This window comes from Curtobacterium sp. MCBD17_040, from assembly GCF_003234805.2.
In the GTDB taxonomy this organism is placed as follows: Bacteria; Actinomycetota; Actinomycetes; order Actinomycetales; family Microbacteriaceae; genus Curtobacterium.
Window position 1 is genome coordinate 2,508,173 of the sequence record NZ_CP126273.1, and the last position, 21,419, is coordinate 2,529,591.

Below are 21,419 nucleotides of genomic sequence, written 5' to 3' on the forward strand. Positions count from 1 at the left end.
GAGGGAACGCATGACCACGACGAGTGCGCCGGTGACCACGCCGACCGCCCCGGCGGCCTCACGGACCGCGAGCACCCGGTACCGTCACGCACTCTGGCTCCTGACGATGCGGGACCTCCGGGTCCGGTACTCGACCTCCGCGCTCGGGTACCTGTGGTCGATCCTCGATCCGCTCGTCATGTCGGGCATCTACTGGTTCGTCTTCACGCGGGTGTTCCACCGCGACGTCGGCGAAGAACCGTACATCGTGTTCCTGCTCACGGCCCTGCTGCCGTGGATGTGGTTCACCGGCGCCGTCTCCGACTCGACGCGGGCGTTCATCAAGGAGACCAAGCTCATCCGCTCGACGACGATCCCGCGGAGCATCTGGGTGGCGCGGGTCGATCTGTCGAAGGGCATCGAGTTCCTCTTCAGCATCCCGGTCCTCGCGCTGTTCGCCGTGGTCTCCGGAGCGCCCGTGCACTGGCAGATCGTCTGGTTCCCCGTCGCGATCGTCGAGCAGCTCGTGCTCGTCTACGGCATCGGCATGATCGTCGCCCCCCTCGTCGTGTTCTTCCGCGACCTCGAGCGCGCGACGAAGCTCGTCCTCCGCTTCGCCTTCTACGCGTCGCCGATCATCTACTCGCCCCTCAACCTGCCGAAGGCCCTGCACGGCTGGTCGTCGTTCAACCCGCTGACGGGCATCTTCAGCATGTACCGGTCGGGGTTCTTCCCCAACCAGTTCAACGAGCGGGCGATCGTGGTCGGCGCGGTCGTCACCCTCGTCGTGCTCGGCGTCGGCCTGCTCGTGTTCCGCGCGAGTGAGCGCCGCGTCCTGAAGGAGCTCTGATGACCGCACCCGTCGCCACCGTCGACGTCCGCACGACCCCGGTGATCGCGGTCGAGGACGCGGGCATCCGGTTCCGTCGCAACCGCCGCTCGCACCGGAGCTTCAAGGACCTCTTCGCGGGGCGGAGCCGACGACGACGCCCCGACGAGTTCTGGGCCCTCCGACACGTCTCGTTCACGGTGCAGCCGGGCGAGTCGATCGGCGTGGTCGGGCGCAACGGCCAGGGCAAGTCGACGCTGCTCAAGCTCGTGGCGCAGGTGATGCTGCCCGACGAGGGCCGGGTCCACGTCGGCGCCGGGGTCGCGCCGCTCATCGAGATCACCGGTGGCTTCGTCGGCGACCTGACCGTGCGCGACAACGTCTTCCTCACCGCCGGCCTCCACGGCATGTCGAAGGCCGAGATCCAGGCGGCCTTCGACGACATCATCGCCTTCGCCGAGATCGGTGACTTCGTCGACACCCCCTACAAGCACCTGTCGAGCGGCATGAAGGTCCGGATCGCGTTCGCGGTGATCGCACGCCTCGAGGAGCCGATCATCCTGGTCGACGAGGTCCTCGCCGTGGGCGACAGGGCGTTCCGCGAGAAGTGCTACCGCCGCATCGACGAGATGCTCGCCGGTGGTCGCACGCTGTTCTTCGTGTCCCACAACGACAAGGACCTGCGCCGCTTCTGCACGCGCGGCCTCTACCTGGACAAGGGAGCACTCGTGCTCGACGGCACGATCGACGAGGCGCTCGACCGCTACGCGGCGGACAGCGCCGGCGCCTGACCCGCGCTCGCTCCCGCTCCACAACCGGAGCCGCACCGCCCCGCTCCACAACCCCCGTCGGCCCACGGGTCCGCCCGGCCCCCACCGTCGGCCGCTCCCCCTAGCGTCGGCCCCATGCTCCACACCGAGACCGCGTACCCCGTCCCCTTCCAGCTCGAACGATCCGACAGCCCGCACCGCTACGACCTCCGGAACCGGAGCGACGAACCACTCGACGGCCTCACCCTCACGCATCTCGGCACCGGGTACGCTCCCCCGCTCCGCATCCGCCGGCTCGATCCCGGTCAGGCACTCGGCATCGCCGTGTTCGGTGGGGCGCCGGAGGACGCCGGCGTGGTCGTCGTCCGGTGGCGCCGGCCCGACCGGCAGGAGTACCTCTGGCGGGTCGCCCTGTGAGGGCGCCCGGGCCGGAGCGCAGGTCAGGCGGTGGGCGCAGGCGCGGTGGGCGTGTCACCGCGCGCGTCATCGGCACCGCGTTCGCGCGCGACCTCGTGCCAGCGGGCGAGCAACCGCTCGACCGCGGCGTGGAACCGCGCCGTCGCCGCTCCGGGCGTCGTGTCCCCGAAGTACCGGCCCACCCAGTACTGGAGCCGCTCGGTCTGCGAGGCGTCGTGCAGCGCCGCGTCGACCCGGTCGAGCACGGCGGGGGCGTCCTCGACGTGGAGCCAGTCCGCAGCCGTCAGGTAGCCGCCCTCGTCGACCTCGGCGTCCGGATGGACGGGCCGCGTCACGATCAACGGGCGACCGACGGCGAGCCGGTCGTAGATCATCGCGCTGATGTCCGTGATCGCGACGTCGGCGTCGGCGAGCTGCCACCCGAGCACCGGACCGTCGTCGTACACGTGATGAGCGGCCGGATCAGCGGCGTTCGCGGCGGTGATGGCGGCGACGATGCGCTGGTGGGCCTCCCGGTAGTCGGCGTCGCGGACGCCGCTGCGGGGGTGTGGCCGGTAGACCAGCCGGTGCTGAGGCGACGCGAGCACGCGCTCGGTGAGCGCGACGCCGTGCGTGGCGATGGAGCCGTACGCGGCTGCTGGCCGGTCGCCCTCCCAGGTCGGCGCGTAGAGCACCACGGTGCGACCGTCGGACGGGTACGGCACCGCGCCGGCGAAGTGATCGGCCTGCGGACGGCCGATGGCGATCGTCCGGCGATCGAGGTCGTAGTCCCACAGCGCCTTCGACAGCCGGTCGCGCGCGGCGTCCCCGGCGATCAGGGCGTAGTCGTACGCCTTGAACTGGTTCGTCGTCATGTACATCTTGTCGCTCTCGCCGTGGTTGACGAAGACGTGCCACATGCGCCCGTACCGCATCATCTGGAAGTTCCGGGCGTTCTGGTTGACGTACAGGACGATGCGCGGGCGCTGTTCGTCCACGAACCGCTCGAGGTCGACCACTTGCCGCGCGTACACGACCGGCACGGGTGCCTCCTCGAGCAGACTCAGCATGGTGCCGGGCGACCGCGCGATGATCGCCACCGGGTGCTCCTTGGCGAGCTTGGCCAGCGGCGCGTACCACTGCCGGATCTGGTACATGTTCACGGGTCCGTCGGCGAAGTACACGGCGACCTCGATCGAGCGGGGATCCGGGACGTCGACGGACGGGAGCCGTCGGTCGAGTTCGCGGCGGTTGCGGCGCGAGCGCACGAGGCGGGTGACCAGCCGGCGCGCGGTGCGGACGTCACGGAGGATCGGCAACGGTCCCTCCTTCCGGCCGTCCTGGGACGACCACTTCGATCTGGGCTAGACGACGGGCGGCCGACCAGCGGCGGTCATGCGCGCGATGGTGATGAGGCCGAGCGGTCGGCGGGGGCCGCAGTCGGTGGACCAGCCCTCGCGGAGACCGGCGAACCACACGAGCAGTCGTCGCGGGTGTCGACGCCACCGGATCAGCTGGACGAGGGCCCAGCTCGCCACGTACACCGGCTGCAGCACCGCCGGCAGGTTCCGGCGGGCGAGCCACACCCGGTTCCGGGCGTTGAGCCGGTAGTACTCGCGGTGCCGAGCCGGGTCGATCGCGGGGTGGTGCGCGACGAGGTCCCCCGCGTACCAGGCACGCCGACCGACGCCCCAGACGCGCCAGGCGAGCTCGATGCCCTCGTGCGCGTAGAAGTACACGTCCCCCCAGCCGCCCGTGGCGCGGAACACCTCGAACGGCAACATCGTCGCGCCCTCCCACACGCTGAACACCGGACCGGACCGCTGCGGGTCGCCCTTGCGGATCCGGGGCACCCAGCGGCGGGGGTTGGACGCCCCGCTCGGGTCGACGACCCGCGGCTGGATGAGTCCGAGCGTCGGATCTCCCTCGAAGGCACGCACGGCGTCCGCGAGGAACGACGGGGACGGGATCGCGGCGTCGTCGTCGAGGAAGAACACGTAGTCGCCCTCCACGACGGCTGCTCCGGCGTTCCGGCCCGCGGGGATCCCGACGTTCTCGGCGAGCGCGAGCGGTCGGACGCCCTCGGGCAGGCCGGTGGGGGTCCAGCCGTTGCCGACACACACGACGTCGAGCTCGACGCGCTCCTGTGCGAGCACGGACTCGAGCCCGCGCCGGAGGTCGTCCGGACGCGTGCCCTGTGTGAGGCTCACCACCGCGACCCGCGGACGGTCACGATGCGGCATCGCTCGGCGGCGCAGGGTCCCGGGCCCGGTCACGCCCGCACCCGCTTCGAGGCGATGATCGCGAGGAAGTGCCCGGCGAGCGCCAGGACCGACAGCGGCAGGAGCGCCCCGACGAGGATCCGGTCCGCCAGCGGGTGCCCCATGACGAGCCCGAGGAGCGCGAACACGAACGCGAGGATGGTGAGCTCGACGGAGTGGTACAGCCGGTGGAACGGCAGGAACCGCGCGACCTGGCGGAGGGACGCGAGGCGACGGCCGCTCGGCACCGTCGTGTGGTCGCGGCGGTCGACCAGTCGATCCAGCCCCGCGTTCGCCCGCGCCACGTGCACCATGTCGTTGAGCGCCTTGTTGAGCACGATCACGAGCGCCAGTGCGAACCCGATCGTCGTCCACGCGTAGTCGCCGCCGTGCACGGGCCAGGTCGCGGCTCGGACGCCGAGCGCAGCCGGGATCAGGCCCTCAGTCGTGTAGTGGCCGACCTTGTCGAGGAACACCCCCGCGGGCGACCGGGTCCCCCGCCACCGGGCGACCTCACCGTCGGAGCAGTCGACGAGCATCTGGAGCTGTCCGAGCACGAGCGCGAGCGCGGCCCCGAGGAGTCCGGGCACGAGCAACGCGGCCGCCGTGCTCCAGCCGACGAGGATCATGACGCCCGTCACCTGGTTCGCGCTGATCCGGGTGCGCAGCAGGAACCAGGTCAGGTACGGGGAGACGTCGCGCAGGTACAGCGACGCCGTCCAGTGTTCCGCATTCGCACGTGAGCGGACCTCGTCGGGCTGTGTCACCGCGCGGAGCTCGGCGATGGACCGCGGCCGGTCGTACGCGTGCTCGACGTGGTCGCCGAAGGGGCGGTCCTGAGGCAGGGACTCGTCGTCCGCTCCCGACTCGCCCGGGACGTGCTCGGGGATCTGGTCGTCGGTCATGTCACCTCCCGGTGTGGGTCGTGAGTTCGGAGGTGCGGGCGAGGAACCCGAGGACGAACCCGATCCCCCACCCGATGTGGATGCACGGCAGCACGACGACGAGCCACGCCCGCGTCACCGGGTCACTGCGGCGTGCGACGACCGATGCGCCGACCACCACGAACGCCAGGTACGCGCCCGGGACGACGAACCCGAGCATCGCCCAGGAGAGGGCCGACTGGAGGATCGCCCCGACGACGCCGACGATGCCGGCGATGACACCGCCGGACACCGCCACGACCATGACCGGGGGGACGAAGTACCGCAGACCGTTGCCCGTCGGGAAGCGCCGTGCGAGCTCGCCGCGCCACAGACCGGTCGCCACGAACTGCCGCACGAGGCGACGCAGGCTCGGCCGGGGCCGGTACGTCACCACGAGTTCGGGGGTGAACCACACCGTCCCGCCCGTCATCCGCAGACGACGGTTCAGCTCCCAGTCCTGGCCGCGCTTGATGCCCTCGTCGAACAGACCGACCTCGACGAGCCGCTCGCGTCGGAACACGCCGAGGTACGCGGTCTCGGCCGGACCGGCCTGACCGCCCACGTGGTGCGGGGTGCCACCGAGCCCGACCCGACTGCCGTACGCGAGCGCGACCGCGCGCTCGAACGGGGTGCGTCCCTCGGCCCGCATGATGCCGCCGACGTTGTCGGCGCCGGACTCGAGCAGCACGCGGACCGCGACCCGCGTGTACTCCGGCGGCAGCACCGAGTGGGCGTCGACGCGGACGACGACCGGGTGCACCGAATGCCGGATGGCGACGTTGAGCCCCGCGGGCGTGGAGCCGACCGGGTTCGGGACGGCGCGGATGCGGGGATCGGCGCGGCTCATCTCCTCGACCAGCTCGTTGGTGCCGTCGATGGAGGGGCCGAGCGCCAGGATGATCTCGATCGGTCCGTCGTAGTCCTGGTCGAGCAGGCTCCCGACCGCCGCACGGACCTCGGTGACCTCGTTGAGGACCGGCATCACGTACGAGACCCCCGGCAGGGGCTGGCCGTCTGGCTGCATTCGATCAGTACCTCGTGGTCCTCGCGGAACGGAGCCGTGGCCCACCGGGGACCGCCCCGTAGAGCGTGCACGAGCCTAGCAGCGCCGTCGACCGCGCCCCTGCGCCCGGCCGGGATGGCGGGAGGCCCGGCCCGCCTCGTCGAGGTGGGCCGGGCCTCCCGGTCGGCCGCCCGGCGTCAGCTGGCCTTGTAGGTGCCCAGCGTGACGTCGGCGGTGTGGCTCTGCCCGTTCCGGACGTACGTGACCGTGGTCTTCGCACCGCCCGCGAGGTACCGCACCTGTGCGGTGAGGTCGGTACCGTCGGTGACCTGGACGCCACCGAGCGCCGTCACGACGTCGCCCTTCTGCAGCCCGGCCGACGCCGCGGCGCCACCGCTCGTCACCGACTTGATGACCGCGCCCACCTGCGTGGCGCTCGTGTCGTCGGTCGCGTCGCCGACCGTGGCGCCGAGGAGACCGTGGCTGGCGGAACCGCTGTCGATGATCTCACCCGCCACGCGCTTGGCGAGGTTCGCCGGGATGGCGAAGCCGACGCCGATGCTGCCCGACTGGGAGTCGGACGACGACGAGGAGCTGCCGGCGCTCGCGATCGCGACGTTGATCCCGATGAGACGCCCCTTGGAGTCGAGCAGCGCGCCACCCGAGTTGCCCGGGTTGATCGCCGCGTCGGTCTGGATCACGGGCAGCGACACGACGTCCGACGTGGACGCGCTGCCGTTGTCGCCGTTGCCCCAGAAGTCGTACGGGCCCTGGCCGTTGTTGCCGCCGCCGTCGTTCGAGTCACCGGAACCGCTGCTCGGCGCGCTCGACGTGACCTGGATGCTCCGGTTCAGGGTCGAGACGATGCCGTCGGTGACGGTGTTCGACAGCCCGAGCGGCGCGCCGATCGCCACGGCGGTGTCGCCGACGTTGAGCTTCTCCGAGTTGGCGAAGTCCATCGGGGTCAGGCCGCTCGCGTCGATCTTGACGACCGCCAGGTCGACCGTGGGGTCGGTGCCGACGAGCGTGCCCTTGTAGATCTTGCCGTCCGAGGTCGTGACCTGGATCGTGCCCTTCGAGCTGTCACCGTCGAGCGTCACCACGTGGGTGTTCGTGACGATGTAGCCGTCCTTGTCGAGCACGACGCCGGATCCGGTGCCGGCCTCACCGCCCGCGGTCACGTTGATGGTGACGACCGAGGGCGTGGCCTTCGCCGCGACCGCGGTGACCACGGTCGCGGAGTTGTAGTCGTTCACCGTGAGGTGCCCGTTCGAGGTGGTGCCCGACGAGGTCGTCGTGGTCGTCCCGCCGTCGTGGTCGGCCGCGGCGTACACGGTCGCCCCGCCCAGCCCGCCGATGACCGCGCCGATGACGAGCATCCCGATGAGCGGCAACGCGCCACGACGTCGGGCGTCGCGCGGCTGACCGCTGTCGCCGCCCTCGAAGTACGTCCCGTTCCGCCGGTCGGCGCCGTCCACGTCGCCGAACGCGCTCGTCGGCGCCTGCGAGGAACCCGGAGCGGTGGTCTGGTGCGCACCCGGTCCGTAGCCGATCGGGTGTCCGTACTGGTCGGTCGCTCCCTGGCCGCCGGCGGACGGAACGCCGTACGCCGAGCCGCCGTGCGACTGCCCGTAGGGCGACTGCTGGCCGTACTGGCCGCCCTCCTGGTGGCCCTGACCGTACTGACCGTACTGACCGTACTGGCCGCTGTCCTGGCCCTGCTGGCCGTACTGCCCCTGCTGGCCGTACTGCCCCTGACCGTACTGCCCCTGCTGGCCGTACTGCCCCTGGCCGCCGCCGTACTGCCCGGAGTGGCCCTGATCGCCGTAGCGACCCTGCTCGCCCGAGGCGCCCTGGCCGCCCGCGTCGCGGGGGTAGGGGGCCGTGAAGCGATCGGTCTGCTGCGCGTCCTGCGCTCGACCGTCGGAGCCGTACCCCGGCAGTCGCTCGCCGTACCGCGGCTGGTCCGCGTCCCCCGTGTCGGCCCCGGTCGTGCGGGCCTCGTCGTCGTCGGCCGTCATCGGCGTGCTCCAGTTCTCATCGCGGTCGGCTCGTCGGCGCCCCGCTCCATGGCGGCCGCTCGACGGTCGTCGTTCCCGGTCGGGGTGGTGTCGGTCATGCTCGGCGTGCTCCCTTCCAGCGCAGAGCAGTCTCGCCCACCCACCTGAACGGTCGTCCTGCCACCCCTGGCAGGACCCTAGGTCGAGCATAAGCACCACCTGAACGTCGTGGTCGTCACGCCCGGACACATCGGTCGCCGGGTGCGCCCCGGCCGTTAGGTTGGACCAACCAGCCCAGAGACGGGAGCAGCATGCGAACCACCGGACCCTGGCTCCGCGCCGCCGAGGGAGCGATGCTGCTCGCCCCGGACGGACGACCCGCCCCGACCGTGTTCGCCGAGATGAGCGCGCTCGCGGCGGCCACCGGCGCCATCAACCTGGGCCAGGGGTTCCCGGACCAGGACGGGCCTGCCGCGGTGGTCGAGGCCGCGGCCGCCGCCGTGCTCGCCGGGGTCAACCAGTACCCGCCGGGCCGCGGCATCCCGGACCTCCGCGCCGCCATCGCCGAGCACCAGCGGCGGTTCCACGGGATCGACCTCGACCCGGAGCGCGAGGTCCTCGTGACGGCCGGGGCGACCGAGGCGCTCGCGGCCACCCTGCTCGCCCTCGTCGACACCGGGGACGAGGTCGTCACCTTCGAGCCGTTCTACGACGCGTACGGCGCACTCATCCGCCTCGCGGGCGGGACGCACGTCACCGTCCCCCTGGTCGCACCGGACTTCCTGCCCGACGAGGCCGCACTCCGCGCCGCGGTCACCGACCGGACCCGGGTGATCCTCGTCAACACGCCGCACAACCCCACCGGTCGGGTCCTGCCGCGCGAGGTCCTCGCGACCATCGTGGAACTCGCCGAGCGGCACGACGCGGTGATCCTCACCGACGAGGTCTACGAGCACCTCACGTTCGGCGTCCCGCACGTCCCCATCGCGACCCTGCCCGGCGCCTGGGAACGCACCGTCACGGTCTCGAGCGCCGGCAAGACCTTCAGCACCACCGGGTGGAAGATCGGCTGGTTGAGCGGCCCGGCCGCGCTCGTGGAGGCGGCGCTCGCGGTCAAGCAGTTCCTCACCTTCGTGAACGGCGCGCCGTTCCAACCCGCGGTGGCGGTCGGCCTCCGGTTGCCGGACGCCGTGTTCCAGGGTGTGGCCGACGACCTGCGCGTCAAGCGCGACCTGCTGGCGGCCGGCCTCACCGCCGCCGGCTTCGACGTCATGCTGCCGGACGCCACGTACTTCGTCATCGCGGACGCGGCCCCCCTCGGCGCTCCGGACGCCCGCGCGCTCTGCCTGGACCTCCCGCGCCTCGCCGGGGTCGTCGGAGTTCCCGTGACCGCATTCGTCCGACCCGACCACGCGGCCGGCTACCGCTCCCTCGTCCGCTTCGCCTTCTGCAAGCGCCGCGAGGTGCTCGAGGAGGCCGCCGGCCGGCTCGCGGCACTCCGCGCTACCGCGGTGTGACCGCGTAACGGCGCAACGCCAGCGACGGGTTGACCGCCCGCACGCGTTCGACGGTCGCGGTCTCGATCGTCGCGGCCAGGAGGCCCGGATCCGCTCCGAGCCCGGCGACGACGACGCCCGACGGGTCGAGCACCACCGAGTGGCCGACGCCGACCGGGGGTGTCTGCCCGGCACCGACCACGTACACGGTGTTCTCGATCGCCCGAGCCGCCAGCAGCGTCCGCCAGTGGTGCTCCTTGCCCGGCCCCCGGACCCACTCCGCCGGCACGAGCAGGACGTCCGCGCCAGCGACCGCGAGCCGACGGCTGACCTCGGGGAACCGGAGGTCGTAACACGTCTCGACGCCGATCCGTACGCCGCCGCGCTCGAACACGGGCTCCTGCTCCGGATCCCCCGGCTCGATCCACTCCGACTCCCGAGCGCCGAACGCGTCGTAGAGGTGCACCTTGCGGTAGGCGAGCACGACCTCACCGTCGGCGCCGACCGCCACGACCGTGTTGCGGAACCGGTCGGCGTCCGTACCGCGTTCGCTCATGCCCGCGACGATGGTGAGGCCCGTCCTCCTCGCGTGCTGCGCGAGCCCCGAGACGAACGGGCCGTCCAGCGGCTCTGCGGCATCGACGTACGAACGGCCGAGCTCGGGCTCGAAGAACGAGCTGTACTCCGGTGCGACGAGGACGTCGGCACCACGGCCGGAGGCGCCGACCGCCGCCGCACCGATGGTCGCCACGTTCGCGGCGACGTCGGCGACCGGCGCGAACTGGGCGACGGCGATGGTCAGGGTGGCGGGCACGGTCACGAGCGTAGACACCGGCCGGGAGGCACGCGACCCCACCGACGCGCCGTGTCTGCTCCGCCCTCGACCGGGAACGCACCAACGGGGAACACCGGAGCGGGAACGCAGAAGGCCCGGTCCTGACGGACCGGGCCTTCATCTTGTTGCGGGGGCAGGATTTGAACCTACGACCTCTGGGTTATGAGCCCAGCGAGCTACCGAACTGCTCCACCCCGCGGCACGGTTCAGAAGCCTAACACGACCGCGACGAGGACGCGAATCGGGGCCGACCGCGCACGCGAGGGCCCCGATCCGGATCACTTGCTGGACGAACTCGTCGAGCTGCTCGACCCCGTGGTCGCACCGTTCGACTCGGCCTGGAGCGCGTCCTGCACCGCCTGCTGCAGTCGCCTGTCGGCCTCGGCCGCCGCCACGAGGTCGTTGTCGGCGTAGGCCTGCTGACGGTCCTGGAGCGCCTGGCTCGCGTCCTGGAGCGCCTGCTGGAGGGCGGCGTTCGCGCTGACCGATCCCGCGCCGCTCGATCCACCGGAACCGCTCGCGCCCGAGTCGGAACCCGTGTCGCTCGAGCCGGATCCGCTGGATCCGCTGGTACCCGAACCGGTACCGCTCGAGCCCGTCGACGCGCCCTGGTCACCCGCCGCGGCACCGGAGTTCCCACCGAACAGCGAGTTGAGCGCGTCGTTGAGGGTGTCCTCGAACGCGATCTTGTCCCCGAAGGCGACGAGGACCTTCTGCAGTAGTGGGTACGACGTGTTCGAGGTCGACTGCACGTACACCGGCTGGACGTACAGGAAGCCGCCGCCGATCGGCAGCGTCAGCAGGTTGCCGCGCTTGATCGTCGTGTCACCCCGCTTCAGGATGTTCAGCTCGGTGGAGACGTCGGTGTCCGCGTTGAACGACGACTGGACCTGACCCGGACCGGGCACGCTGTCGGTCTTCGGGATCGTCAGGAGCGACAGACGCCCGTACGCCTTCGAGCGCTTGCCCTTGCCGCGGCCGCCGGCGTCCGAGTCGACCGACAGGTACCCCGTCAGCACGTTCCGCGCGTTCGACCCCGACTGCTGCGGGATGTAGGTCGAGTAGAGCGTGTAGGCCGTCTGCTCCCCCGGGACCTTCATCGTGAGGTAGTACGGGTCCTGCAGGTCGGCGCTCGAGGTCGTCGTGGTGGTGCCGAGTGCGCTGGTGACCCTCGACGTGGACGAACTCGACGAGCTCGACGACGGGTCCTGCGGCGTGACCCAGGCGTCGTCACCGGAGTAGAACGAGTTCGCGTTCGTGACGTGGTAGGTCCCGAGGATGGTCCGCTGCACCTTGAACAGGTCGGTCGGGTACCGCACGTGGTCGAGCAGCTCGGCACTCATCGACGACATCGGCTGGACGGTCGCGGGGAAGATCTTCTTCCACGTCGTCAGCAGCGGGTCCTTCGCGTCCCAGGAGTACAGGGTGACCTTGCCCGTGTAGGCGTCCACCGTCGCCTTGACCGAGTTCCGGATGTAGTTCACCTGGTCGGTGTTGTACCCGGACGAGGTGGTGCCGTTGATGCTGTCCGACAGGCTCGCGCTCTGGGAGTACGGGTACGCGTCGGTCGTCGTGTAGCCGTCGACGATCCAGACGATCCGGTGGTTGACGATCGCCGGGTAGACGTCCTTGTCGAGCGTCAGGTACGGCGCGACCTTCTGCACCCGCTGGAGCGGATCGCGGTCGTACAGGATCTGCGAATCCGCGTTCACCGCGTTCGACAGCAGGATCTGCTCCGACCCGAACTTGGCCGCGTAGACGAGACGGTTGAACACGTTGCCGATGCTCGGTCCGCCGTTCGCCTGGTACGTGGTCGTCGCGTTGCTCGCCGCAGCGTCCTCGGCGCCCGAGGGGTAGTCGAGCTCGATCTTCTTCGTCCCCTTGGCCGCCCCGACGATCGAGTACGCGGGCGAGCTCTCGCCGAAGTACACGCGCGGCTGGTAGTCCCCGAGGTCGCCCGTCGAGGGGATGCCGGACTCGAGGAACACGGGCTTGCCGTCGCTCGTGCGCTGGTTGCCGTACGCGGCGACGACCCCGTACCCGTGTGTGTACACGAACGTGCGGTTGTACTGCGTCGCCGAGGAGCCGAGGCCCTCCACATCGATGTCGCGCACGGCGATCACGGTGTCCTCGGAGGTGCCGTCGATGTCGTAGCGGTCGACGTCGAGGGTGGAGGGGAACTTGTAGTACTGGCGGTACTGCTGCAGCTGGCTGAACGACTCCGACACGATCGACGGGTCGATGATGCGGATGTTCGCCGTGGTCTGCGCGTCCGACGCGAGCGCTCCGGTCTGCGTGTCGGTCCTGGCGTCGTACGAACGCTCCTTCACTCCCGCGACGTCGTACGCGGACCGGGTCGCGTCGATGTTGCGCTGGATGAACGCCGACTCGTAGCTGCGCTCGCTCGGTGCCACCTGCAGGCGCTGGACGACCCAGGGGTAGATCCCGCCGACGACGATGGCCGACACGAGCAGCAGCGCGGTGCCCACGACCGAGATCCGCCAACGGCCGATGACCGCCGTCACGACGAACAGGAGCGCGACGACGGCGGCGATGCCCGCGAGGATCTCGCGCCCGGGGATGGTCGCGTTGACCTCGGTGTACTGCGCACCCGTGATGAGCGAGTTGTCCTTCGAGAGGGTCGCGTACTGGTCGAGCCAGAGGCTGACGGCCTGCAGGGCCACGTACAGGGCCGCGGTGACGGCCAACTGGACCCGAGCGGTCCGCGAGATCCGGACCTCCCGACTGCCGAAGCGGAGCGCGCCGTACAGGTAGCTGGCGGCGACGGCGGCGAGTCCGGCGATGAGCACGACAGCGGAGGCGAAGGCGACGAGCGCACGCCAGAACGGCAGGTCGAACACGTAGAACGCGATGTCGAGGTGGAACTGGGGGTCGACGCGGCCGAACGGCGTGCGGTTGAAGTAGGCGAGCACGAGGCTCCAGCGCGGCGCGGTCGCGAGGCCGGCGAACAGTCCGAGGACCGACGGCACGCCGAACATGACGGCGCGGCGGAGCGGTTCGATGACCTGCTGGTAGCGGTCGAGTTGCGCGTTGAGCTTGGCGTAGACCGGCCGGAACCGGTAGGCGACGGCGATGCTGACGTACACCGGCACCGCCATGCCGAGGAAACCGGCGAAGAACATCGCGGTGCCGGCGAGCCACCGGGTGGTGAGCACGCGTTGGAACCCGAGCTGCGCGAACCAGAGGTAGTCGGTGTACAGGCTCGCGAAGACGAAGAACGCGATCACCAACGCCGCCAGCACGATGATCGTGACGACGATCGGGATCCGCGGCGAGCGCCGCCGGACAGCGGACGATGTGTTCGTCACCAGGTGAGCTCCAGACGTGTCGACACGACGGCGTCGCAGCCGTCGGGACCCTGATCCTATGGGTTCGGGCTGACGATCACGCTGGGCGGAGCGCAGGCTGTGGAGCGTCGGTGGAACCGCCCGGAGCCGCCCCGGCGTGCCATGGACGGCGGCAGACCCCGGTCAGGATCCGCAGCGCGCCAGGTGGGCGGTGCTCGCGCCACTCCGGACGACGGACAGGTCGTGCACGGCCTGCCGGAGCGTCGACACCGCGTAGACGTCGAGCCCGTCGGGGACGTGTCCGGCGACCTCGTCGCAGTTGCTCTCCGGGGCCAGGAACACCGTCGCGCCCGCCGAGCGCGCACCGTAGAGCTTCTGCCGGATCCCACCGATGGCACCGACGTCGCCGTCGACGTCGATCGTGCCCGTCCCGGCCACGTGGGCTCCGCCGTTGAGGTGCCCGGGCGTCAGCTTGTCGATGGTCCCGAGCGCGAACATCATGCCGGCGCTCGGGCCACCGACGTCCTGCAGGCGGATCTTCACCGAGAACGGGAAGTCGTAGTGCTGGCTGACGCCGATGCCCAGGAGCACCGCACCGTCGGAGGCCTTCGGTGTGATCGAGACGGTCCGGGTGGCACCGTCGCGACGGACCACGAGGGTGGCGGCCGTCCCGGCGCCGTTCGCGGTCACGCGCGCGCGGAGGGTGCTGGCGTCGCTGTCGTGCGTCAACGACCTCCCGTTGATCGACTCGATGACGTCGCCCTCGCGCAGGACGCCATCGGCCGCCGACCCGGGTTCGACCGCCGAGACGGTGAGCGTGGAGCCGACCGTGAACCCCTGGTGGACGAGGGCCGCCGCGACCGCCGCCTGCTGGGAGTCCGCCATGTCGGCGGCGTCCTGCTTGTTCACCTGCTCCGTGGTCTCGCCGGTCGGGTAGATCGCCTCGGCGGGGACGACGGCCTCGGACTTCGTGAACAGCGCGCGGATGACGCTGAGCCACGACGGGCGTTCGGTCTGGGTGCCCTCGACGCTCACGGTGAGCATGTCGAGTGCGCCCGCCGTGGGGTAGGTCGGGTGTCCCGACACCTGGATGAGCTGCACCCGCTTCGGCTTCGCCGCGGTGCCCTGCTGCTGCGTGCCGATGGTGTTGAACACGGGGCCCGGCAGTTCGATGACGTACGGGCTCGGCAGCACGGTGGCGAGGAGGGCGAGGACGACCGCGGCGACGACGAGCACCCAGCCGACGGTGCGAGCGCGGGAACGCGGGCGGGCAGGAGCCGGGGCGAAGAGGGTCAACGAGGTCCTTCCGACGGGCCGGTGCTCCGCGCGTCCCGGTCACGGGAGCGCGTGTTCGCCCACGGCGCAGCGCGAACGGGCGTCCGAGGGGCACGTCCCAGGTCCGGGTGCAGGGCAGCGGTTAGCGTAGTGCGCATGGCTGATGATCCGCAGCGGCAACCGGACGACGAGTTCCAGGAGATGCTGCGCCGCCTCCTCTCCGGCGGTGCCGACATCGATCCGTCCCAGCTCGCGGGCGCCGCGGGGCTCCCGAACGACCCGGCCTTCGTCGCCCGGCTGATGGGGCAGTTGCAGGACGCCGTCCGGGCCGGCGGCGACGGCATCGACTTCTCGGCTGCCACGGAGCGCGCGGTCGCGATCGCTCGCGAGGGCGGCCAGGGCGTCGACCCGGCGACGAGCGCCGCGTTGACGCAGGCGTTCCAGGTCGCCGCACTGTGGCTGGACGACGTCACCTCGGTCGCCGAGCTCACCGCGGCGCCGCGCCTCATGACACGCGAGCAGTGGGCGTCCGCGACGATGCCGGTCTGGAGCCAGATCGCCGAGCCCGTCGCGACGAGCATCGCCGACGCCCTCACCGAGGTCATCGACCAGCAGGCGCCCGAGGAGCTCCGGAGCATGCTCAGCGGTGCCGGTCGCATCATGCGGAGCGTCGGCGGCGCCCTGTTCGCGGTGCAGCTCGGACAGGTCGTCGGGCAGCTCGCGACCGAGGTCGTGTCCGGCGGCGACGTCGGGGTCCCGCTCCTCGACGACCAGCAGGCCGCCCTGGTGCCGCAGAACGTCGCCGCCTTCGCCGAGGGCCTCGACGTCCCCGTCGACGAGGTCCGGATCTACCTGGCGGTCCGCGAGCTCGCGCACGCGCGCCTGTTCCGCTCGGCGCGGTGGCTGCGCCTCCACCTCATCTCCTCGATCACCGAGTTCGCACGTGGCATCCACGTCGACACCTCCGCGATCGAGGAACTCGCGAGCGGCTTCGACCCCTCGAACGCCGAGGAGCTGCGCGACGCCCTGTCGAGCGGCGCCCTCATCCCCCCGCGGACGCCCGAGCAGGACCAGGCGCTCGCGCGACTCGAGACCATGCTCGCGCTGATCGAGGGCTGGGTCGACGTCGTGACCGCGGCGGCGACCACGCGCCTGCCCCGGTCGGCCGCCATCGCCGAGATGGTGCGTCGACGTCGCGCCGCGGGCGGTCCCGCGGAGTCCGCGTTCGCCACGCTGGTCGGTCTCGAACTCCGGCCGCGGCGGCTACGCGAGGCCGCGGCGATGTGGCAGCGGGTCGTCGACGAGCTGGGCCCGGAGCAGCGCGACACGCTCTGGTCGCACCCGGACCTCGTCCCGACGTCCGCGGACATCGACGACCCCGACGCGCTCGTCGCGCGGCTGCGGGACCCGGGCACGGCCTCCGACGACATCGACCGCGCGCTCGAGGACCTGCTCAACGACACGACGGACGACCGTCCGCACGAGTCGCCGGACGGCACGGCGCGCGACGACGACTAGCGCTCGTCCACAGGTCCCGGTTCTCCACAGCTGCCGGGAGGTCCGGGAGCCGTCCGCCCCGGACCGGCGAGACTGCCGGACATGGGCATCCGCATCGATCCGTCGCTCGAGTTCGTCTGGCGCGACCTGCACACGGTGCAGATCGGGGTGGATCCGCCACGGGCTGTGGTCCCCGTCGCCTCCGTGGCGGAGGAGCGCTTCCTGACGTCCCTCCGGCGCGAGACGAGCCGTGAGGCCCTCCCCGCTCTCGCCGCCCAGGCCCGGTGCAGCCCGGCCGCGGCGGCCGGCGTGCTCGCGGCGGTCGCGCCCGTGCTGGTCGACCGGCCGGTCGCACGCCGACGGTGCGTCGAACTCCACGGATCCGGGCCGGTCGTCGACCTGCTGCAGGGGCACCTGCGCGGCGAGGGCGTGACGGTGGCCCAGCCCGATCCTCCAGCGGGGGAACCGCATGGACCGGCGACCCCGGAGGCCGACCTGGCTCTGGCGGTCGCGGACCACGTCCTCGATCCCGCCCTGCGGTCGGCGTGGCTGCTCCGCGACCTCCCGCAGCTCACCGTCGTCGTCGGCGACGGGCGCGTCCGGGTCGGCCCCGTCGTCGAGCCGGACCGCGGTCCGTGCCTGCACTGCGTCGAGCTCGCGCGGGTGGACGAGGACGATCACTGGCCCACGCTCGCGACACAACTGTGGGGGCGACGCGCCGCGCCGCTGTCACCCCACCGCGCGGCAGCGGTGGCCGCGATCGCGTGCCGCCTGGCGCTCGACCGGCTGGGCACCGGGACGGGCGCCGGACCGATCACGACCTCGGTCACCGACGGCGAGGGCGAGGGCGTCGGCGACGGCGACGGCGACACGTCCGCTGACCGGGACGCCACCACCGGTCACGCGGCTGGCGTGCAGGTGTTCGTCGACCGCGAGACGCTCGCGGTCACGAGCCGGACGGTGCTGCCGCATCCACGGTGCGCGTGCCGAGCGCTGCCAGGAAACGACTCGGCTGACGGTCTCCTCCGCGCCCCGATCCCCGCCGCGCCCACGTGACCGTCAACGAGGCCCGCGCCCGCGTGACCCCGACGTAGAACAGGCGGCGCTCCTCGTCGACCTCGGCGTCCGTCGTCGCGTACGAGATCGGCAAGAGGCCCTCCGACGCCCCGACGATCGTCACGTGCGGCCACTCGAGCCCCTTCGCCGAGTGGAGGGTGGAGAGCGTGACGGCCTCGACCTCGGGTTCGTGATGGGTCGCCTCGCGGTCGACGAGGTCCGCCGCGAAGCGCTGGAGGGTGGTGCCGGGCGCGGCCTGCTCAGCGAGGCCCATGATCGCCTGGAGCGCCTCCCACCGGTCGCGCACCGCACCCGCACCGGCGGCATCGGGCGGCGACGCGGCCCAGCCGAGGGACCGCAGGACGTCGGACACGGTCTTCGTCACCGGCTCGTCCGTGATGCTCATCGCCGCCCCCCGGAGGAGCAGCACGGCCTGGCGCACCTCCGGCCGGTCGAAGAACCGTGGGCCGCCCTGCACGCGCGTCGGGACACCCGCGCGCCCGAGTGCCGCCTCGAGCGCCGCGGACTGCGCTCCGATGCGGAACAGCACGGCGCACTCCGACGGCCGTGCCCCGCCGGCGATGCGATCGGCGACGCGGCGGGCGACCTCGCGCGCCTCGGCCGCGTCGTCGGCGACCGGGACGACCTCCGGTGGGTGCCCCGGCTCGTCCGTACGGGCCTCCAGGTCGAGCGCCCCCGGCTGCCCGCGCATGAGCGTGTTCGCGACGTGGACGACCTCCGTCGTCGACCGGTAGTTCCGCTCGAGGCGGACGACCGAGGCGCGGGGGAAGTCGGTGCCGAAACCGAGGAGGTACCGGCTCGACGCACCCGCGAACGAGTAGATCGTCTGCGAGGCGTCCCCGACGACGCACACGTCGTCGCGGTCACCGAGCCACGCTCGGAGCAGGTCGTGCTGCACCGGGGAGACGTCCTGGTACTCGTCGACGACGAAGAAGCGGTACTGCTGCCGGACGTACGACGCGACCCGCGGTTCCGACTCGACCATGCCGAGCGTCGCGAGCAGGACGTCCTCGAAGTCGAGCTGCCGACGATCGTCCTTGAGGTCCTCGTACGCACGCATGAGGTCGACGACCCGGCGCGGCGTCGTCCCGGTCGGGATCGCGCGATCGGCCGCGGCGGCCTCGTACTCCTCGAGCGTCAGGCGTTGCACCTTCCGCCACTCGACCTCGGCGGCCAGGTCGCGGAGGGCAGCGGTGTCCACACCCATGCCGATCGTGTCGGCCGCGTGCGCGATGAGGCGGCCCTTCGACTCGACGATGCGCGGCGCCGGACCCCCGATGGTGTCGGGCCAGAAGTAGCTCAGCTGGGACATGGCGGCCGCGTGGAAGGTGCGGGCGGCGACCTGACCGGCGCCGAGTGCTCGGAGGCGCGCGCGGAGCTCGCCGGCCGCGCGGGTCGTGAAGGTCAGCGCGAGCACGTGGCTCGGCGCGTACGTCCCCGTCGCCACGCCGTACGCGATGCGGTGTGTGATCGCACGGGTCTTGCCGGTCCCGGCACCCGCCAGGACGGCCACCGGTCCGAGCAGGCGCCGTGCGACGGTCCGTTGCTCCGGGTCGAGCGCCTCGAGCAGGCGTTCGGGGTCCATGGGCGATCTCCCCTCTCGTGCGGTTCGGTCCGGCTCGTCAGCGGGACGCCAGGACGCCAGGACGCCGGGACGCCGGGACGCCGGGACGATCGACGTCAGGGGACGTCGAGTTCGGCTCCGTACCAGTCCTCGATGATGGCGCGAGCGATCGAGGTCCGACCGGGCAGGTGGACCGAGCGTCCGGCGACCGCCGCGAGGTCCGCACGCGAGAACCAGCGGACGTCCATGATCTCGACACCGTCGGGCCGGATCGTCGAGGCGTCCCCGCCCACGGCGCGAGCGCGGAACCCGAGCATGAGCGACGCGGGGAACGGCCACGGCTGGGATCCGAGGTAGACCGGGTCCTCCACGTGGACGCCCGACTCCTCGAAGACCTCGCGGCGCACGGCGTCCTCGAGGCTCTCGCCCGGTTCGACGAAGCCCGCGAGGAGCGAGTACCGGCCGGGCTCCCAGGCGGCGTTCGAGCCGAGCAGCAGGCGGTCCTCGCCGTCGGTGACGCCCACGATGATCGCCGGGTCCGTCCGGGGGAAGTGCTCATGGCCCTCCGGGTCGCGCCGCACCCACCCGCCACGCTCGGTCGTCGTGGCGCTGCCGGTCCTCGGCGAGAACCCGTGCACCGCGTGCCAGTTCGCCATGGCCACTGCCTCGACCGCGATGCCGGAGTCACGGGCCGAGAGCTCGGTGCCGAACATCCGGAGGTTCTCCCACGCCGTGTCGTCCGGCTCGATCGCGGTGGCAGTGGCGTCGTCGACGAAGGCCGCGACGAACCGCGTACCGCGCGGTGCGTCCGGGGCGTCCGCGAGCGCGCGCCCCAGGTACAGCAGCGTGGTGCCCTCGGGGATCGCGGCCGCGTCGACGAACCGCAGGACACCGTCCGGCTCCCGCAGCAACGCGGCGCGGCGGACGGGCAGGAACCGCGTCTCGCGGTCGGCTCGGAGCAGCCGCTCGAGGTCCGGTGTCTCCCGGTACTCGCCGTCGCGGTCGAGCTCGTTCCGGGCGAGCGGCAGACGATCGACGAACTCCTGCGACACGATGCGGTCCTCTCTGCGATGCGCCCGGGCGGACGCCGAGACGGTGGGACGCCAGGCGGGACCGCCGCGTCGAGTGCGCGGCGATGATCGTCCGGGAGACAGCGTGGCGTCGGTTCGACACCAGGGCACCGACCTACCCTTGAGGACATGGCGGGTTCCCACTTCACTCTAGCGGCGTTGGCCACCACGGCCGTTCCGGGGCTCGTGGTCACCGGCACCCGGACGCTCGGTTCCGTGCAGGCCGGGGACTACGACTCGGCGGTCCTCCGTGACGCCGAGGGCGAGCAGCTCGTCATCCGACGTCCACGCAGCCAGCGAGCCGAGGGGCGTCAGTCGGCCGACCTCGTCGCCATCCGTGCGCTGAGCACCGGGATCCGGACGCGCCTCCCGTTCGCGGTGCCGGAGTACCGCGGACAGGCGCCCATCGGCCAGACCCGTGCGATCGTGACCACCTACGTGGACGGCACGCACGTCGACCTCGGCGCGCTCGTCGAGCGACCCGATCTGGCGACCGCGCTGGGCGGCGCGATCGCCGCGGTCCACGCGCTCCCCACGAGCTTCGTGACGGACGCGGGACTGCCGTCGCTGACACCGTTCGAGATCCTCCGCTCGGCGGTGTCGGTGATGGACCGGGCCGTCGCCACCGGGCTCGTGCCGGCGGCGCTCACGGAACGGTGGGAGGGCGCCGCGCGCGACCAACAGCTGTGGCAGTTCACCCCGACGGTGGTGCACGGCGGTCTCGCCGCGGATCGGGTGCTCGTCGTGGGCGACCACGTCAGCGGCGTCCTCGGCTGGGGCGAGCTGCGGCTGGGCGACCCGGCACGAGATCTCGCCTGGGTCCTCAGCGCACGGAACGCGTCCGCCTTCGAGACGGTCATGCACGCCTACACGGCCGGCGGCGGCGCCCGGGACCGGCAGGTGCCGCAACGGGCGCGGCTCTACCACGAGCTCGAGACCGCCCAGTGGCTCCTGCACGGCGTCCAGGTGAAGAGCACCGAGGTCGTGGACGACGCGGTCGCGATGATGCACCGCCTCGTCGACGTGGTGCACTCGCCCCTCGCCCAGCCGCTCCAGGCCGCGTCACCGGACACGATGGAGATCACCGAGGTGGAGCAGCTGCTGTCGTCGACGGAGCGTCGGCACGCCTGACG

At 71.9% G+C, this 21,419-nt stretch carries 17 protein-coding genes and 1 tRNA gene; 7 read left to right on the forward strand and 11 right to left on the reverse strand.

The window, feature by feature from the left end:
- The first annotated feature begins 10 nt into the window (after positions 1-10).
- The 3 genes from DEI94_RS11750 (at position 11) to DEI94_RS11760 (ending at position 1,995) form a co-directional block, all read left to right on the forward strand.
- Positions 11-829, forward strand: coding sequence for an ABC transporter permease (locus DEI94_RS11750; RefSeq protein ID WP_111027116.1), 819 nt, complete (start codon positions 11-13; stop codon positions 827-829).
- A complete protein-coding gene (locus tag DEI94_RS11755; protein ID WP_111010827.1) occupies positions 829-1,599 on the forward strand; it encodes an ABC transporter ATP-binding protein in 771 nt (256 codons plus the stop codon). The genes DEI94_RS11750 and DEI94_RS11755 overlap by 1 nt, the downstream gene beginning before the upstream one ends.
- 114 nt (positions 1,600-1,713) lie before the next feature.
- The gene (locus DEI94_RS11760) at positions 1,714-1,995 is read left to right on the forward strand and encodes a hypothetical protein (protein WP_111027115.1); all 282 of its coding nucleotides are present in this window, start codon (positions 1,714-1,716) and stop codon (positions 1,993-1,995) included.
- Between the two features lie 23 nt (positions 1,996-2,018).
- Here DEI94_RS11760 and DEI94_RS11765 read toward each other — a convergent pair whose 3' ends face one another.
- From DEI94_RS11765 to DEI94_RS11785, 5 genes are all read right to left on the reverse strand, one after another.
- Positions 2,019-3,293 (reverse strand): CDP-glycerol glycerophosphotransferase family protein, encoded by a 1,275-nt coding sequence (locus DEI94_RS11765; protein ID WP_111027114.1) that lies wholly within the window; start codon positions 3,291-3,293, stop codon positions 2,019-2,021.
- A gap of 45 nt (positions 3,294-3,338) precedes the next feature.
- Positions 3,339-4,217 (reverse strand): glycosyltransferase family 2 protein, encoded by an 879-nt coding sequence (locus DEI94_RS11770; protein ID WP_111027113.1) that lies wholly within the window; start codon positions 4,215-4,217, stop codon positions 3,339-3,341.
- Between the two features lie 29 nt (positions 4,218-4,246).
- Positions 4,247-5,140 (reverse strand): CDP-alcohol phosphatidyltransferase family protein, encoded by an 894-nt coding sequence (locus DEI94_RS11775; RefSeq protein WP_111010830.1) that lies wholly within the window; start codon positions 5,138-5,140, stop codon positions 4,247-4,249.
- Position 5,141: 1 nt separating this feature from the next.
- Positions 5,142-6,185: a glycosyltransferase family 2 protein gene (locus DEI94_RS11780; protein WP_111027112.1), complete on the reverse strand. Its 1,044-nt coding sequence runs from the start codon at positions 6,183-6,185 to the stop codon at positions 5,142-5,144.
- Between the two features lie 176 nt (positions 6,186-6,361).
- The gene (locus DEI94_RS11785) at positions 6,362-8,185 is read right to left on the reverse strand and encodes a S1C family serine protease (protein WP_258378031.1); all 1,824 of its coding nucleotides are present in this window, start codon (positions 8,183-8,185) and stop codon (positions 6,362-6,364) included.
- A gap of 290 nt (positions 8,186-8,475) precedes the next feature.
- On the opposite strand from DEI94_RS11785, the gene DEI94_RS11790 reads away from it, so the two are divergent.
- Positions 8,476-9,681, forward strand: coding sequence for an aminotransferase class I/II-fold pyridoxal phosphate-dependent enzyme (locus DEI94_RS11790; RefSeq protein WP_111027111.1), 1,206 nt, complete (start codon positions 8,476-8,478; stop codon positions 9,679-9,681).
- Here DEI94_RS11790 and DEI94_RS11795 read toward each other — a convergent pair.
- The 4 genes from DEI94_RS11795 to DEI94_RS11810 all read right to left on the reverse strand — a co-directional run bounded on the left by DEI94_RS11795 (position 9,668) and on the right by DEI94_RS11810 (position 15,099).
- Entirely contained in the window at positions 9,668-10,474 is an 807-nt protein-coding gene (locus DEI94_RS11795; protein WP_111010906.1) for a carbon-nitrogen hydrolase family protein, read from the reverse strand. The genes DEI94_RS11790 and DEI94_RS11795 overlap by 14 nt on opposite strands.
- 146 nt (positions 10,475-10,620) lie before the next feature.
- Positions 10,621-10,694 (reverse strand) — tRNA-Met (locus DEI94_RS11800).
- 79 nt (positions 10,695-10,773) lie between these two features.
- Positions 10,774-13,824 carry a UPF0182 family membrane protein gene (locus DEI94_RS11805; protein WP_181441837.1) on the reverse strand — a complete coding sequence of 1,017 codons (3,051 nt, stop codon included), beginning with the start codon at positions 13,822-13,824 and terminating at the stop codon, positions 10,774-10,776.
- 162 nt (positions 13,825-13,986) lie between these two features.
- Positions 13,987-15,099, reverse strand: coding sequence for a YlbL family protein (locus DEI94_RS11810; RefSeq protein ID WP_111010833.1), 1,113 nt, complete (start codon positions 15,097-15,099; stop codon positions 13,987-13,989).
- A gap of 135 nt (positions 15,100-15,234) precedes the next feature.
- Here DEI94_RS11810 and DEI94_RS11815 point away from each other — a divergent pair, with 135 nt between their 5' ends.
- Entirely contained in the window at positions 15,235-16,596 is a 1,362-nt protein-coding gene (locus DEI94_RS11815; protein WP_111010834.1) for a zinc-dependent metalloprotease, read from the forward strand.
- An 81-nt stretch (positions 16,597-16,677) separates the two neighbouring features.
- Positions 16,678-17,631: a hypothetical protein gene (locus DEI94_RS11820; protein ID WP_181435400.1), complete on the forward strand. Its 954-nt coding sequence runs from the start codon at positions 16,678-16,680 to the stop codon at positions 17,629-17,631.
- On the opposite strand, the gene DEI94_RS11825 is transcribed toward DEI94_RS11820, so the two are convergent.
- The gene (locus DEI94_RS11825; protein WP_111027110.1) at positions 17,522-19,237 is read right to left on the reverse strand and encodes an ATP-dependent helicase; all 1,716 of its coding nucleotides are present in this window, start codon (positions 19,235-19,237) and stop codon (positions 17,522-17,524) included. The two genes, DEI94_RS11820 and DEI94_RS11825, sit on opposite strands and share 110 nt — an antisense overlap.
- 95 nt (positions 19,238-19,332) lie before the next feature.
- A complete protein-coding gene (gene nudC, locus DEI94_RS11830; RefSeq protein ID WP_111013633.1) occupies positions 19,333-20,268 on the reverse strand; it encodes an NAD(+) diphosphatase in 936 nt (311 codons plus the stop codon).
- A 147-nt stretch (positions 20,269-20,415) separates the two neighbouring features.
- On the opposite strand from nudC, the gene DEI94_RS11835 reads away from it, so the two are divergent.
- On the forward strand, positions 20,416-21,417 hold the full coding sequence (locus tag DEI94_RS11835; RefSeq protein WP_111027109.1) for a phosphotransferase: 1,002 nt from the start codon (positions 20,416-20,418) through the stop codon (positions 21,415-21,417).
- Positions 21,418-21,419: the final 2 nt, after the last annotated feature.